Origin of the sequence: Chitinophaga pendula, assembly GCF_020386615.1 — a bacterium.
In the GTDB taxonomy this organism is placed as follows: Bacteria; Bacteroidota; Bacteroidia; order Chitinophagales; family Chitinophagaceae; genus Chitinophaga; species Chitinophaga pendula.
In genome coordinates this window covers 6,581,067-6,595,357 of the sequence record NZ_CP077769.1, presented here as the reverse complement: position 1 = coordinate 6,595,357, position 14,291 = coordinate 6,581,067, and the positions used below count along the sequence as shown (strand labels likewise).

General features: G+C 45.4%; 15 protein-coding genes and 1 tRNA gene. 7 read left to right on the top strand and 9 right to left on the bottom strand.

All coding sequences use genetic code 11. The features are described from left to right. Window positions 1-2: 2 nt before the first annotated feature. Window positions 3-902: a DUF4249 domain-containing protein gene (locus KTO58_RS24770; RefSeq protein ID WP_225859904.1), complete on the top strand. Its 900-nt coding sequence runs from the start codon at window positions 3-5 to the stop codon at window positions 900-902. A 52-nt stretch (window positions 903-954) separates the two neighbouring features. Here the strand turns inward: KTO58_RS24770 and KTO58_RS24765 are convergent, their stop codons facing one another. Then, complete coding sequence (locus KTO58_RS24765; protein ID WP_157752753.1) at window positions 955-1,107, bottom strand: hypothetical protein; 153 nt, start codon at window positions 1,105-1,107, stop codon at window positions 955-957. A 240-nt stretch (window positions 1,108-1,347) separates the two neighbouring features. On the opposite strand from KTO58_RS24765, the gene KTO58_RS24760 reads away from it, so the two are divergent. Then, window positions 1,348-1,506: a hypothetical protein gene (locus KTO58_RS24760; protein ID WP_198315123.1), complete on the top strand. Its 159-nt coding sequence runs from the start codon at window positions 1,348-1,350 to the stop codon at window positions 1,504-1,506. Window positions 1,507-1,549: 43 nt separating this feature from the next. On the opposite strand, the gene KTO58_RS24755 is transcribed toward KTO58_RS24760, so the two are convergent. Then, window positions 1,550-2,941, bottom strand: coding sequence for a serine hydrolase (locus KTO58_RS24755; protein ID WP_198315124.1), 1,392 nt, complete (start codon window positions 2,939-2,941; stop codon window positions 1,550-1,552). Between the two features lie 189 nt (window positions 2,942-3,130). On the opposite strand from KTO58_RS24755, the gene KTO58_RS24750 reads away from it, so the two are divergent. Beyond that, window positions 3,131-3,880, top strand: a complete 750-nt coding sequence (locus KTO58_RS24750) for an alpha/beta fold hydrolase (protein WP_095836832.1) — start codon at window positions 3,131-3,133, stop codon at window positions 3,878-3,880. A gap of 29 nt (window positions 3,881-3,909) precedes the next feature. Then, window positions 3,910-5,178: an alpha/beta fold hydrolase gene (locus KTO58_RS24745; protein WP_095836833.1), complete on the top strand. Its 1,269-nt coding sequence runs from the start codon at window positions 3,910-3,912 to the stop codon at window positions 5,176-5,178. Between the two features lie 46 nt (window positions 5,179-5,224). Here the strand turns inward: KTO58_RS24745 and KTO58_RS24740 are convergent, their stop codons facing one another. Both KTO58_RS24740 and KTO58_RS24735 read right to left on the bottom strand, forming a co-directional pair. Further along, entirely contained in the window at window positions 5,225-6,766 is a 1,542-nt protein-coding gene (locus KTO58_RS24740; protein ID WP_157752754.1) for a hypothetical protein, read from the bottom strand. A gap of 102 nt (window positions 6,767-6,868) precedes the next feature. Continuing rightward, window positions 6,869-7,702, bottom strand: a complete 834-nt coding sequence (locus KTO58_RS24735; RefSeq protein WP_157752755.1) for a helix-turn-helix domain-containing protein — start codon at window positions 7,700-7,702, stop codon at window positions 6,869-6,871. Window positions 7,703-7,865: 163 nt separating this feature from the next. Between KTO58_RS24735 and KTO58_RS24730 the strand changes: the two genes are divergently transcribed. Next, window positions 7,866-8,246: a VOC family protein gene (locus KTO58_RS24730; RefSeq protein ID WP_095836836.1), complete on the top strand. Its 381-nt coding sequence runs from the start codon at window positions 7,866-7,868 to the stop codon at window positions 8,244-8,246. Between the two features lie 278 nt (window positions 8,247-8,524). Here KTO58_RS24730 and KTO58_RS24725 read toward each other — a convergent pair whose 3' ends face one another. Next, complete coding sequence (locus tag KTO58_RS24725; protein WP_225860272.1) at window positions 8,525-8,983, bottom strand: terpene synthase family protein; 459 nt, start codon at window positions 8,981-8,983, stop codon at window positions 8,525-8,527. Window positions 8,984-8,987: 4 nt separating this feature from the next. Continuing rightward, on the bottom strand, window positions 8,988-9,203 hold the full coding sequence (locus tag KTO58_RS28975) for a terpene synthase family protein (protein ID WP_095836838.1): 216 nt from the start codon (window positions 9,201-9,203) through the stop codon (window positions 8,988-8,990). Between the two features lie 525 nt (window positions 9,204-9,728). Between KTO58_RS28975 and KTO58_RS24720 the strand changes: the two genes are divergently transcribed. Further along, window positions 9,729-10,688: an NADP-dependent oxidoreductase gene (locus KTO58_RS24720; protein WP_095836839.1), complete on the top strand. Its 960-nt coding sequence runs from the start codon at window positions 9,729-9,731 to the stop codon at window positions 10,686-10,688. A gap of 12 nt (window positions 10,689-10,700) precedes the next feature. After that, window positions 10,701-11,624 carry a helix-turn-helix domain-containing protein gene (locus tag KTO58_RS24715; protein WP_095836840.1) on the top strand — a complete coding sequence of 308 codons (924 nt, stop codon included), beginning with the start codon at window positions 10,701-10,703 and terminating at the stop codon, window positions 11,622-11,624. A gap of 377 nt (window positions 11,625-12,001) precedes the next feature. Here the strand turns inward: KTO58_RS24715 and KTO58_RS24710 are convergent. From KTO58_RS24710 to KTO58_RS24700, 3 genes are all read right to left on the bottom strand, one after another. Next, a tRNA-Asn gene (locus tag KTO58_RS24710) sits at window positions 12,002-12,075 on the bottom strand. Window positions 12,076-12,160: 85 nt separating this feature from the next. Then, window positions 12,161-13,846 (bottom strand): ArnT family glycosyltransferase, encoded by a 1,686-nt coding sequence (locus KTO58_RS24705; protein ID WP_225859903.1) that lies wholly within the window; start codon window positions 13,844-13,846, stop codon window positions 12,161-12,163. A 79-nt stretch (window positions 13,847-13,925) separates the two neighbouring features. After that, entirely contained in the window at window positions 13,926-14,276 is a 351-nt protein-coding gene (locus KTO58_RS24700; protein ID WP_095836841.1) for a Rieske (2Fe-2S) protein, read from the bottom strand. Window positions 14,277-14,291 lie beyond the last annotated feature (15 nt).

Here is a 14,291-nt window from a genome sequence, read left to right as displayed (position 1 = left end):
TTATGAAGATTTTATTATTATTAATAACAACATTGTCTTTGATAACACTGACTTCCTGTGAAAAAAAAATTGTATTAAATATACCGGATTCAAATCCGCGCTTGGTGTTAAATGCCTTAATGACAGAAGATAGCCTTATAAAGGTGCGAGTCAGTTTTTCCGGACGTCCGGCAAAAGATGGCCGTTTTGCAGAACCCGGCCAGGCAAGGGTTGTACTTTATGAAAATAACAGTAGCAAAGGCGAGCTAGTTAAGACGACCATAAAAGGGTACACATATTATGTGAGTCAGCAAATTGCCAAGGCAGGAAATAAATACCGTATTACCGTGGAGGTACCTGGATATAAAATGGCTGAAGGGGAAGATATTATACCATACAAATCTGCGGCGCAGGTTTCTCAAATGCAGGCTTTCACTGCTGTAGCTGCGAATGGAGCGAAACTATTAAAACTAACTTTCAGAATAGATAATAAGAGTCTACATGATACCCGCTATCAATTCCGACTGTTTGGCCTAAAATATAATACGGTACGGCAACCAGACGGTAGCATAGTACGCCAAACAGTGAGAAAGGAAATATTTTTTTCGGAAGACGCTGGACAACCCATCCTTTATATGGATAATTCGATAAGTGATTTTGTCAGTGACAGGCTTATAAAACCGGAAGAGGCGGCTACGTATACGTTCAGTTCCGAAGATGATCTCGCAATAAAGACTGATACGCTCTTACTTGAAGTCTCTCCGCTTACCGAAAGTTGTTTCAAGTATTTGTATACTGCTATTTTCAATGCTGGTTCGATTGATGGTTTTTTTACCGAGCCAGCACCGATCTATACGAATATAAGTAATGGGTTAGGCATAGTGGGTGGTATGTCTACGCAAATTTTTTCCCTCAAAAAATGATTTTTCCTTAATCGCAAAGCAAAGGGAGGGGCTTTCCAGCCCCTCCATATCCTTACTTCTTCTCTGTTCTGTACTTCCTGCAGTATTCCCATAGCCCGGTACATACTTCGTCAAACACGTTGATGACCGTTTCTTTTTCTGCATTGCGGAGGGCAGGCAATAGTCTTTTTCTGACATTGCCGGCGTTCTTGTCGATGGCTTTCATCTTGCGGTAGAAGGTGGGGATGCTCGATTCACATTCTTCGCATACCCTATCCCTGAAGGTAATTGGGACATCGAATAAGCGGGCATAGAGATCCTGCAGGAGTTTAATGTAAGGCGACTGGGGTACGTTCTGTTTTTTAATGAGGCGAAAAAATTAGCGATTGTAATTTTTGATTTATCAATTGAGCAGAACTGCCCTGAAACAATTAACCGGGAGTAGCGTTGCCCACGCAGCTACCGAGTGATCGCTCTTTACGAGTACTTTGCTTACGAGCATGAAATTCTCCGCGCGCAATTCGGCAGATATGAGCAAGGTAAAGACCTACGCTTCAGCAGTCTGGTGAAGGTAGTAGCTGCTTTTGGTATGACGCTGGAAGAATTTTTCAGTGAAGGATTTTAATGCCTAAAGCCCACTTTCCGGGATCAGTAAGGCCTTATCGTTCTTATTTTGTTATTCCTTCGAGCACTTTCTTCCCGTATTCGTTGTCAGGATTAAGTGTTATCGATTTTTGATATGCCTTTATGGCTCCTGCTTTGTCACCCATTTTTAGCAGTACCTCTCCATAACTATCATATACATTCCAGCTGTCAGGGAATAACACTGTATTCAACCTGAAGATCGCTTCCGCTTCCTTATCTTTTCCTTTGCTCATCAGGCGATAAGCCCAGTCATTCAATGCGTTTTCATCCGGCTGGAAGGTCGGGTCCGCTTTCTTGCGGGTATTCAGCAGGGTAATGGCCTTTTCATAGCCTTGTTTCTCTATGTTGGTACGCAGGAAGGTCACAGGGTCTGCCGCAGCGATGCCGGGTACATAGCAGTCCGCTATTTCCTCAATAAAATCTTCGGGGGTACCACCCCCCAGGTTGGTGAGCACAATCACTGCCAGTTCATCTTCCGGGTATACCAGGAATGCTGCCCGGCCGCCGCCTGACATGCCTATTGCTTTATGCTTAGTCCGGTTCTTTACAATTCCCCAGCCCAGTGCCCAAGGGCCCGGCTTACCGTTGTTGTACCGGCCTACGGTCCACATTGTATCCAGCGTGGCTTTGTTTTTAAATAGCTTGCCCTGCATCAGTGCAATGGTCCATTTGGCAATATCTTCTGCAGTACTGTTCATCCCTGACCCGGCTCGTGAAAAAGGAGGAAATTCGGCGTAATTAGCGGCCATTTTTTCCCTATCCAGTTTTTTTCCATCCTGGTACTGCACATAGCGGTAAGTAGGTGCAAAATGAGGCACTACATCACGGGAATCGCCATAACCAGTGTTCGGCATTCCTACGCGATCCCATTGGCGATCTTTGTAGAACTGTGTGAAAGGCTGGCCACTCAGCTTATCGATTATCTTGGCCAGTAGGACATAGTTAGTCTGGTTATATAAGGTCTGCGTACCGGTGGGAAAATCCATCGGCAAGGTTTGCAATTTAGTCCATACATCCTCTTCGGTCGCATTACCCAGGCCGTTAGTAGGCAGGAACTGCCTCAGCACGTCGGGCAGCCCGGATACATGGGTAAGGAGCTGACGGATGGTGATCGTTTGCCAGTTGGCAGGCAGGCTGTCGATATACCTGGATACCGGCGCCGACAGGTCGATCTTCCCTTCTTCTACCAGCTGCATGATCGCTACGCCAGTAAATGGCTTTGTACAGGAGTTGATGGCGAAAATGGTGCTGCTATTGACGGGTATGTTATCAGACAGGTTGGCGATACCGTAAGCGTTGCTGGCAACGATCTTACCATGATGTACCACCGCTATTTGCAGTCCCGGGATACGTCTTTCTTTCATTTCCCGGCCGATAATCTGATCTACCTGTTTTTGCTGGGCAAAAAGAGACATACTCGTTAACGTTAGTAGCAGTAGTAAACATCTTGTCCTGAAAATCATATCATTCATTTTAGTTGGCCGTGTCAAGATAGGCGTTTTCTTTGTTGCAAATGATACTTTAGTTTATCGAGCTTGTGATTAATTACCGTTATCCTATCAAGAGTACCTTATATTTGACTTACCCAGGAAAAAGTCAACCAGATGAGCACACTTTCAAATTATGGCCATAACGATACTGCCGGCTGTTATGCTAACGTAAATGGCATACGTATTTATTATGAATCGTATGGTGAAGGCGAACCCTTGCTGCTGATGCATGGTGCATTGCAATCCTTGTCAGCCTTATCGCCTCAGATAGCGGAACTTTCAAATTACTACCGGGTAATAGCTGTTGACACCAGGGGGCATGGCCGATCCAGCGCAGATGGTACCCGACTGAGCTACCGGCTGTATGCCCGTGATATGTCTGCCCTCATCCGTCACTTAGCATTGGATAGCGTGTATATATTGGGCTGGAGTGACGGGGCCATTACAGGGCTGATATTAGCTATGGAGTATTCTTCGCTGGTAAAGAAGCTGGCTGTCATGGCGGCGAATCTTTTTCCGGGCGATACTGCTATCGAGGCGTGGAGTACGGAATTCGTACGGAAGCGATTGGCTCAACTGCGCAGCAAGGCCGATAAAAGCACCCGTGATGAGTTTGCCATCCGGGTGAATGAGTGTATGCTGCGAGAGCCTGATATTGCGCCTGCCGAGTTGCAAGCTGTTAGCTGTCCGACCTTGGTGATGGCAGGCGGGGAGGACGTGATCAAACCTGCTCACACCGAATTGATCGCTCGTCATATACCGGGTGCGCAGCTGATGATCTTCCCGGGTATTTCCCATATGGCGCCGGTGGAGATACCAGCGCAGTTCAACCAAACGGTACTGTCATTCCTGCAATCGAGATAGTATATTTGTTTTACTCAATACCTTTTTACATGTTTAAGCCCATTATTACGGCTATTATCAGCTTATGCACGCTTTTTGTTTCCTCCGCTGCTGCACAATCTTATTTGTTCCAGGATATCGATGTTACCGGGTATGCCGGTGGAAAATTTGAGTTGGAATGTATGGTGAATATCCAAGGCAATGATAAAGCCTCGGGTAGCCTATTGGTAGCTGTTGCCACCGATGGGACCAAACAGCTAAAGAATTACGTGGGTAAGGCAGATGAAGATTTTCCTAAAAATCAGTGGGTGAAACTGACATTGAGCGGTAAGATAGATAAAGCTGCGAAAAAGTTGCTTATAGGCGCGCTCTATGATGGCAAGGGCAAATTCTTCTATGACGACTTTACACTGCTGATCGACAATCAACCTGTTGCCATCAGCAATGGTAACTTCGAAGAAAGCACCCTTAATGGCTGGCGATTTACCAATCCGGCGAAAAATGAGATCAATGGTATATCCAACAGCATTGCCCACAGCGGACAACGCGCGTTGTATGCAGATAGGTCTGCGGTCGTTAAAAGTGCATATGGAGAAAATGAGGCCATAGGCAAATATGCGGATGTAAATGGTATTAAGATCTATTATGAAATCTATGGCAAGGGAGCGCCGCTATTATTACTACATGGCGGCGGGCAATCCATTGGCGCCTTTATAAAACAACTGCCTGCTTTGACTGAGCACTTCCAGGTGATAGCAGTCGATACCCGTGGGCATGGAAAATCTACCGTGGATTCTACCCGTCTCACATATGATCTTTTTGCGGAAGATATGTCGGCCCTGATCCGTCAACTAAAACTAGGCAAGATACATGTAGTCGGTTGGAGCGATGGAGCTAACACCGGGCTGATACTGGCTATCAAACATCCTGAACAGGTAAAGAAATTAGCGGCGATGGCGGGTGTTCTATTCAACGATAGCACCGTTGTATCCAATGAGATCAACCATATGCTGCGTACGCAGATCGCTGCTTTAGAGCGTGAACCATCTAAAACTGCGAGGGACAGTCTCTCACTTCGGCATTTCTATTTGCTGAGAGATGAGCCACATGTAGATCCAGCAGCGTTAAAAGGCATAAAATGTCCGGTGTTAGTCATGGCAGGAGAGAAAGACATCATCAAACAGACGCATACAGAACTGATCGCCCGTAACATTGCGCATTCCCAATTGTACATCTTTAAGGGCGCTACACATTATGCCCCGCATGAGGTACCGGAGGAGTTTAATAAGGTGGTGATAAAGTTTCTACAGGAAAAATAATACTTCGGAGAATAAGCGGGGATTTGATATCCCCGCTTATTTTATACTAATGCTCTGCTACGACAATTCTCGCGCCTTTCCAAATATTGTTATACCTGGCAATACCAAACACAGATGCTCTTGAGATTGTGAACTTAAGCGGCCCATATCCCAATGTTGGCGTTCCGGTAAAGCTCCAGGAGGCTTTAATACCTACTGACCAGTCAAATACCTTAGACAATGATTCTACGTTATATCCAACCTGCTCATCACGATCCTGTACGATACTGATCGCTGTTCTGCCAAAGTCAGCCCATACCTTGTAAGCGTAATTTACGGTTCGTTCTCCTTTAGGTTTTAAGCCTGGTACAGATGGAAGTAATTCATGAATTTTCTTGATCCCTTTCTGTATGGTGGCATTGCGGTCGAATGTAAATCCATATCCTAACAGATCGACCTCAACATAGTCTTTGGTGATCTTCGGCAGATCAACGGGATTAAAGAACTGGGCGGTTATAGGTGGGGGAGGAGCACTTGGTAGTGAACCAATGTAATATTCCAGCGCATCCCATCCCATTCTCAACTCCTGTGCTTCTGTGCCGGACCAGCCAATCCAGTTTTTCTTCTGCATCTTTACAGAGAGGCCAACCGCAGAATATACTCCCCACGAAGCATTATAAAAGTTGACTCTCACACGTCTTTTAGACTCGAAGTTATCCGTATAGATCTCTTCACGACCACGTATTGATTCAAAAAGTTTGCCCAGCCAGGTTTTGCCACCAAATCTAACAGTAGGCAGATTATCATATATCCAGGCATCCGCATCCGGACGATACTGCCAGGTGGGCGTATATGTCACTGCATAGTTATCGATCTGCAATACATCTTCCAGGTCGCTGGTAGCAGCTTCATAAGTATCAATCAGTTTTACACCCGGCTGGATATCGTATATGTTATCCCCGATATTATTACGATAGAATACATCGCCTACCAATACGAGATCATCGGGCAGGGGTTTCGCATCCAATACTTCAATGAATTCAGGATATGCCTGCTCTTCGATCATGAAAGTACCGTAAGGGGTAACTTTATAGATAGTGTTTTCTACCTGTACTTCCATCTTTTCATTTAATACTGCAGCAAAATTAGGATCGGGCACTAAGTCATCGATCGTTGTCTCTACCGGTACGTCCGAACTACCATCTAATTTGGCTAATGGCGCTATGCTATAGCCAGCAATACGGGCTTCCAGCAGAGCGGTAAAACTATGCGGGTGGCTACCCTTCATCTGGCGCCCATTCTGCTGCACAGATAATTGTTCCCCTTTTTTCAAGGCGGCTGCAATAGAGACAAATCCAGGTGCTGCCATTCGCTGTTGGACCAGGCCGGTAGGGTCTTCAGGTTTGGTGACGGTGAGCTCACTCATTAGACTCTTAAATGCATTGCCGGATTGGAATTTCAGGCGCCCATCGGTCAGTTCGACCTCTTTTTTTGTTGGCGCAGGCACATCTGCCGCTACGTGGTCTTTTTTACACCCTGTCCAAAGGAAGGTTACAGGGATTAGCAATAGGGAGTAGTAGTATAGTCTCCCTGAAATAGACTTTTGCATAACTCGATGATGGTTGATGGGTTTTAAATGACACAAACCTATCTGTTATGCTACACGGGATATAGGAAAAATCAGACTTTGTTACAAATGATTATCAATGTCTTACATCTTATAGACCTGACCGTCATACATTTCTCCTGTTAATTCGTGATAAGATCGCAGCTCAGGATCTGTCTCTAACAACTCGATCAGTTTTAATGATTGCTCTAATTGACCATCCATGATGGTAGGTGTCGTACCTGCGAACGCCTTAAAGTCGCGTATAAAGTGCATCTGGTCGTAGTACCCGCATTCATAGGCGATAGCTGCCCACGTCTGTCCCGTCTGCTGCTCGACCATCGCATGTGCTTTCGAAAATCGTAGCAGCCGCGCAAATAACTTAGGTGTTAAACCAAGCCGTTCATAACATTTACGTTCAAATTGTTTATTACTCAGACAGGCGTCGGTCGCTACCTGACTCACAGATAATAAGCCCTTATTAGCCACCCAACGACTGATTGCCTGGTCAAAGGGTAGTATTTTCTTATCTGCCTGCGCGATACGTTTCAGGAAAAATTGCTCAATGACCTGCTTCATCTGCGCAGGGGAAGTAGCGGCCTGCAATTCCCGTTGTACTTGCCAGATACCTCTTCCTAAGACATGACCGGCATCCAAATCCTGGTTAATTATCTCGTGCACCGGGATACCCGTCAGCCGATGAAATGCACCCGGGTGAAAACAGACTATCGCCATGACACAGACCCTATCATAATAGACCATATTACGACCCATCTGAGGGCCAACCACCGAACAGGCCGGCAGCGTTACGACCTGCCCACTACCTTCTTTTAATATTTTTAGCGGCGAACCATTCAGCATAAAGTTTACACGTATCTGCGATGACCATGGGAAAGAATAGGTAGCAGCGATACCCGATTGTTCAAAATCAATATACATAACACCTGAATGGCTTATGAAGTGTGACAAAACCGGATTGACAGCAAAGTTGACTAAGCGCATAGGACTAGATTTGGGTAAAAAGGGGAAGAGGTGCGGCTTATGAAGATACAATATTCTTATCTTTTTTTATCTTGCTATTGTGTACTGAAAATAAGCAGCTATGAAAAGACCACAGCATCCTGTCGTATATTTTGAAATACCCGTAACAAATATGGAAAGAGCAGTACAGTTCTATACCGCTGTGTTTGAATTTACTTTTGAAAGAACATATATCGACAATAATGAAATGGCGCTATTCCCGCTCAATGATACTCATCCCGGCATTACCGGCGGGCTGGCCAAAGGAGAGATCTATCAACCTACGCATAACGGTACACTTATCTACTTTCATTCTGACAATATCAGCCAAACATTAGAGCGGGCAGTGACAGCGGGAGGGAAGGTGTTATACCCGAAGACGTCCAACGGAGATCTGGGATATGTCGCAGAATTCGAAGATAGCGAAGGGAACAGGATTGCCTTGCATGAGGAGGTGTGTTAATGAAACCTATTATAAGACTCCTCATTCGCATGCGCTTACCAATCTTTGTGCTAGTCTTTGTCCTAATGCAACTAGCAATATCGTATTTGATAATTGCTTTTTATGTGCACGTTATAGGAGATACCAATCAGTTAGTCCAATACAGACGACCTTTCAGCTGGGAAAGAGCCTTCTATGTGTGCCTTGTATTTCCGATTGTGGAAACCCTCTTCTTCCAAGTTTTCCTAATTAAACTCTTTAGATACATCATTAAAAATGTAGGCTGTAGTATTGCATTATCAGATATGTGGATATCGAATAATGTCTTTTGTAGACCAATCTATATTACCCTTCATTAGAAAACCCATGGCAGCTACGTATTTTTCCAAAAGCCTATTCGTTTTTTCATCAAATCGATAAATCTGTTCTGATATCTTTATAAAGTTCTCCACAGACTGGTCATGTATAGCAACTGCTTCATAAATAGCGCTTTCAATCGACAAATCCCGTTCTCTTACAAGTATTGTTACAAGATTGAATTCAGCGCCCAAATGCGAATGCGCCATCTCCTTACCTAAAGAGAACAAATCATTGGCAAAACAAATTGTATTCCGGCATATTTGAGTGATCCTCTGCACTTTTTCATCGCTAAAGACCTCATCTGACAATGGGATATTTGCGGTAATATCTAAGCTATCCGTCGCCAAATAAGCAGCTCCCAGGTATTGCCTGAGTTCATAATATTCATCTAAATGCAGCTTCTTACAAGGTACGTTGCCAACGTTCAGAAGACATTAGAGTAATCCTCATCCAGAAGTCATGAAACGCGCGGTATACCGGCTCATCGTAAAGGCACTTACCTGTTTCAAGTATTTCGATAAACTTATCTGTAAAAGCGGATAAAGCCATTTCATCCGCAATATCAAATCTCTCATCCAGGTTATCGTCTACTATAAAATAATAGTGTATTAAGATCACACCAGGCACATAAAATTACTTCTTTTCCTAACGGATAGCTCCTTACAATCATTGACGCGAAACGTTGAGACCTGTAAAAATCCAATCCTTCATCATTTACAAGACCGAATCTGCGTAGGAACATGTCTGTCTGCTGTTCTATTTTCTTTTCGACTTCGGCAGATTCAACTGTCTCGAAAGGGCAACAGCTAACCTAGGCGTTCTCACGGAATATGATAAACACTGCCTATGAGTGCCACAAGGCGAGAAAGCAAAAACATCGGTTTCAATATCTTTTTGGCTCTTGCAGCGGTATTTGTTGCGTAGGGCAGGCAAAAGAAAGCGCCGGATTGTCCAAAGGCAGCCTTACCAAAAATGGATGAATCGAACCGTTCAGTAAATTGTTCAAGACAGAAACTAATCTCTCGCCGTTGGAGTTCCGGCAGTCGCTCAATTGACTTCCTTTTGGGCTACAACAATCCGACATTCGGCTAAATCTGTTTTATGAAAATGGCACAACTTCGCATCAACAAAAAATAATTTACAATGAAAGTAATCAGGATACACGAATTTGGCGGGGCAGAAGTTTTAAAATTGGAAGAAATTGAACGCCCCGTTCCCGCAGCGGATGAAGTATTGATTAAAGTATATGCAAGCGGTATCAACCCGGTGGACTGGGTAGTGCGCAACGGACATTATGCCACGCCGATATCAGGACTGCCGGCGATATTAGGCTGGGAAGTTGCAGGCACGGTAGAGGAAACAGGCAGCCATGTAACCCAATTCAAAAAAGGCAATGCGGTGTACGGACACGCCAACTATCCGGGTGGTGGCTGCTATGCAGAGTTTGTTGCGGTAAAAACGGCACAGCTTGGCTTTAAACCTAAGAACATTTCTTTTAATGAAGCGGGCGGCATGGCTCTGGCAGGGCTTACGGCATGGAGCGGTATTTTTCATTACGGCAAATTGCAGGCAGGGCAGCGCATTCTTATCAACAATGCTTCCGGCGGTGTGGGCAGTCTGGCATTACAGTTTGCGAAAGCCAAAGGCGCTTACGTCATCGGGACTTCCTCTTCCGGCAATCACGATTTTTTAAAACAACTTGGTGCGGATGAAGTAATTGATTACAGGACGCAAAAGTTTGAAGAATTGCTGCAGGATATCGATGTAGTATTTGACGCTTCGCCTGTGCGCGGCAATGACGAAGCCCGCCTCAATTCGGTAAAAATATTGAAGCAGGGAGGCATACTTGTAAGCGCCAATCCCGACTTTCCTTACAGCGATGCCGTTCAGAAAGCATTGGATGCAAAAGGTATCACAGCCGCGCTGGTGCAGGAAAGGGAATTTGACTGGTTAAATGATATTTCAGCATTGATTGAAGCAGGTAAGGTCAGGGTGTTCATCAGTAAAACATATCCTTTGGAACAGGCTGCCGAAGCGCAACGGGAAAGTGAAGCCGGGCATGTGCGCGGCAAGCTGGTACTGGAAGTAAGAAAAGAAAAATAGTTAAATTGCAATATGGCAAATACAACACCTATACGGATAAAAACCATCAGCGAATTTCATCAATTAAGGGATTTGCCAAAACCTGAACATCCGCTTATCAGCGTGATTGATTATGCCGACATACAACGTCCTGCACACATTGATGAAGTGAGCTGGATTTGTGATTTCTTCCAGATTGCTGTAAAGCGGGGTATTACAGGTAAATTGAAATACGGACAGCAGGAATATGATTTTGACGAAGGTGTTATGCTCTTTATCGCACCCGGTCAGGTTTTCAGCATACAAACCGATAACCATTCAACGCCAAAAAAACGTTCGGGGTGGATGCTGCAAATTCACCCCGATTTCTTCTGGAATACACCACTTGCAAAAACAATTAAGCAATACGATTTTTTCAATTATTCTGTAAACGAAGCACTGTTCTTATCGGAAAAAGAAGAAAAGACGCTTGACGGCATTATAGAAAATATCCGGCAGGAGTATCACGCAAACATTGACAAATTCAGCAAGCAGATTATTGTTTCGCATATTGAGGCTTTGCTCAATTATTCCGAACGGTTTTATGATCGGCAATTCATCACGAGAGAAAAAGTAAACCATCAGATTTTGGAGCATTTGGAAAAATTGCTTGCCGATTATTTTAACAGCGAAGAATTAATTTCAAAAGGCTTACCGACAGTTCAGTATGTCGCCGACAACTTAAACGTTTCGCCAAAATATCTGAGCGGTTTGCTCAAAACGTTGACAGGGCAAAGTACACAACAGCACATCCACGACAGGCTGATTGATAAAGCAAAAGAACAATTATCTACAACAAACCTCTCGGTAAGTGAAATCGCTTACGGATTGGGCTTTGAGCATTTGCAATCTTTCAGCAAATTGTTTAAGACAAAAACAAATGTCTCCCCTTTGGAATTTAGACAATCTTTTAATTAGAGAAGCAGGAAGAAAAGATAAATAAGGTTAGCTTTTTAAATAAGGAGCGGAATAATGCCAAATATTACGATTGGGCATTTTTATATGTTCGGAATCTAAAGATTTTAAATACCTTATGGAAAAATTATACAAAGAAACCTTATCCAGGCTACAAACGGCAATCAGTGTGGGCACTCTTCCCTTCAACTCTCCCGTTTCAAATCCCAATTATTCGGGTTATTTCTAACTTTGTTCCGAAAGTTTTAGGCGTTTTGCTTATTACTAATCTTTTTTATTTAAAATCAAATTTTGGGGCGACAATTACTACATTAATATTAAACTTTCTTTTTGCTAAAAGAAAAAGCCTGACAAAAAATTGTCAGGCTTCTCTCTCTTCGCTCCCCCTGCTGGACTTGAACCAGCGACCCTCTGATTAACAGTCAGATGCTCTAACCAACTGAGCTAAGGAGGAATGTCCCGTTTGAATTGGGATTGCAAAAATAGGAAAAAATTCATTTTTGCAAAATCTATTACCACTTTTTTTCAAAAATTCTTCGCTATTGTTTCGCTACCGCCGGCTGACCTGGATGTATAAATACCAGCAAACGCTGTTGCAGTGCGGAGTTCCGCGTAGCGTGGTTTACGAACGGACCGTCCAGTTTGCTGATATAAAAGTGGGCAAATACCCGGGCTATTTCGAAGCGGTAGCCACTTTTCTGTAGTTCACCGAGTGTTTCGGGGGTGGTATAGAGCAGTACTGGTGCTCCGGCGGCCACTTGTTGACGCAGACCGGCGCTATCGGCGCGGATTACGGGTGCGTTGAGGTAGTATTCGAGGGAGTAGGAGTTGGCTTTGTAGAGGGTGACGGGTATACCGCGCCAGTAGAGGTTGGCGTGATTGGCGGCGGTGCTGCCGCTCTGGTAGCGCATCATATCCGGGTACATGACCAGGTTGAGGAACAGGCCGAGTATAAGGCTGGCGATACAGGTACGCAGGAAGGCGGGCGACCATGGGTCGGTAGCGCGGCGGGGGAGGAGGAAGAACAGGCTGGCGGCAGCCACGACGGTCACTACGGCGAAGTAGTTGAATATCGGCCGGTATAATACCGATAAACCGATGATCGCCACCCCGATGACACCACAGATCACATGCTGGGTGATCCGGTAAAATTTCAGCCCTTTAGGGCGTTGTAAAGAAAGTATATAGTTCGCCGTTAGGATGGCGAAAAAGGGAAATATGATATTGAGGTAATGAGGCAGCTGGAATCGTGATAGTGAAAACAGGAGGAACGTCACTAGTGAACCGGTGATGCAATAAAACTCCACTGCCTGTTTACGCTTGCGGAAGAAGGTGATAACAGCGGCATACAGCAGGATGGACCAGGGCAGGAACGCCCACAGTACGGTATGGAAGAAGAACGACGGATCGCCGGCGCCCTTTACCGGACCGGTATTCATAAAGCGGCCGAACTGGCTATCCCAAAAGAAAAAACGCAGACCGGACACACCGGTTTTGCCGTACACTACTTTCTCCGGATGCAGGTCGAACTGCTGGTATACGGCGTATAGCTCTGGCAGGATGAAGATGCCGGTGAGCAGGATAGCTATCAGCCAGCGCAACTGTAGCAGTTGCTTCCACTGCCCGGTAAAGACTAGCTGACCGGCTACTGCTGCCCCGATGGGGATGACCGCAAAAGGCCCTTTGGTCATCACGGCACAGGCGGTGAACAAGCTACCGATCACCACATGTATGTTGAGCCGCTCGCTCCGGTAGAAGTGGTAGACAGCGGCGATGATCAATCCTGTCAGGTAGGGCTCTGCCCGCACGTCGTTATTGGAGATGACGATATGTTCGGCGGTGAGCAGGATGGCGGTCGCCCAGAGGCCCACGCGTTCATTATACAGGCGGCGTCCCAGCAGGTAGGTATACCAGGCGCCCATCATCAGGAACAGGATGGCGGGCAACTTATACGCCGCCGTCGTAAAACCAAATAGCTTAAAACTGAGCGCGGCCATCCAGAAAGGGAAGTGCGGCTTATCCAGCCAGTCGCCACCGTCGGCGAAGAGGTTCCAGTAGTCGTTGTGCTGCACCATATGTTTGGCAATGCTGGCATACAATGCACCGTCAGGCTCCAGGATAGTAATATTCAATCCAGAGAAGTTCATAAAGATCAACAGCCCGATAATCAGCATGCTGACCTGCTTTTCCTGCTGCGCAGGAGTAGTAGGCAATGAGTGTGACATCCGAAAAAATTAGAAAGATGCGACCTGACCTCAGTGGAGGGGCCGTTCAATTAACGTAAACTTAATGCAGTACAGCGGCTTACCACCCTAGCCAGCTGCTTTTCTCCTGTCCTATATAAACGCCGTCTTCCCGTAACTCTACGGGGTAAGTCTTCAGATAGTAACCTTCGCCACTGGTGTTATACCCGTTCCTGAGGGCGAAACGGTACCGGTGCAGCGGACACACAACATTTCCGGTATCATCAATATAACCGTCCGCCATGATACCACTGGCGTGCGGACATTTATAGGCAAAAGCGTACAATTTTCCCTCGTAGCGCGTACAGCAGATCTTCTTACCATTCAATTCCCGTACGGTAATTTCATTTTCTGCAATGATCATGTCTGCATCCGATGCAGCTACCCGGTGCCAGTTGTACTCCTTTGCCATAATTGTCAGTCTTAA

Coding starts and splice junctions, on each gene's coding strand:
- KTO58_RS24700 (WP_095836841.1), bottom strand. CDS start 14,276: ATGGCAAAGGAGTACAACTGGCACCGGGTAGCTGCATCGGATGCAGAC.
- KTO58_RS24740 (WP_157752754.1), bottom strand. CDS start 6,766: ATGCAAAAGTCTATTTCAGGGAGACTATACTACTACTCCCTATTGCTA.
- KTO58_RS24765 (WP_157752753.1), bottom strand. CDS start 1,107: ATGAAAGCCATCGACAAGAACGCCGGCAATGTCAGAAAAAGACTATTG.
- KTO58_RS24750 (WP_095836832.1), top strand. CDS start 3,131: ATGAGCACACTTTCAAATTATGGCCATAACGATACTGCCGGCTGTTAT.
- KTO58_RS24745 (WP_095836833.1), top strand. CDS start 3,910: ATGTTTAAGCCCATTATTACGGCTATTATCAGCTTATGCACGCTTTTT.
- KTO58_RS24705 (WP_225859903.1), bottom strand. CDS start 13,846: ATGTCACACTCATTGCCTACTACTCCTGCGCAGCAGGAAAAGCAGGTC.
- KTO58_RS24715 (WP_095836840.1), top strand. CDS start 10,701: ATGGCAAATACAACACCTATACGGATAAAAACCATCAGCGAATTTCAT.
- KTO58_RS24735 (WP_157752755.1), bottom strand. CDS start 7,702: ATGTATATTGATTTTGAACAATCGGGTATCGCTGCTACCTATTCTTTC.
- KTO58_RS24720 (WP_095836839.1), top strand. CDS start 9,729: ATGAAAGTAATCAGGATACACGAATTTGGCGGGGCAGAAGTTTTAAAA.
- KTO58_RS24770 (WP_225859904.1), top strand. CDS start 3: ATGAAGATTTTATTATTATTAATAACAACATTGTCTTTGATAACACTG.
- KTO58_RS24755 (WP_198315124.1), bottom strand. CDS start 2,941: ATGTCTCTTTTTGCCCAGCAAAAACAGGTAGATCAGATTATCGGCCGG.
- KTO58_RS24730 (WP_095836836.1), top strand. CDS start 7,866: ATGAAAAGACCACAGCATCCTGTCGTATATTTTGAAATACCCGTAACA.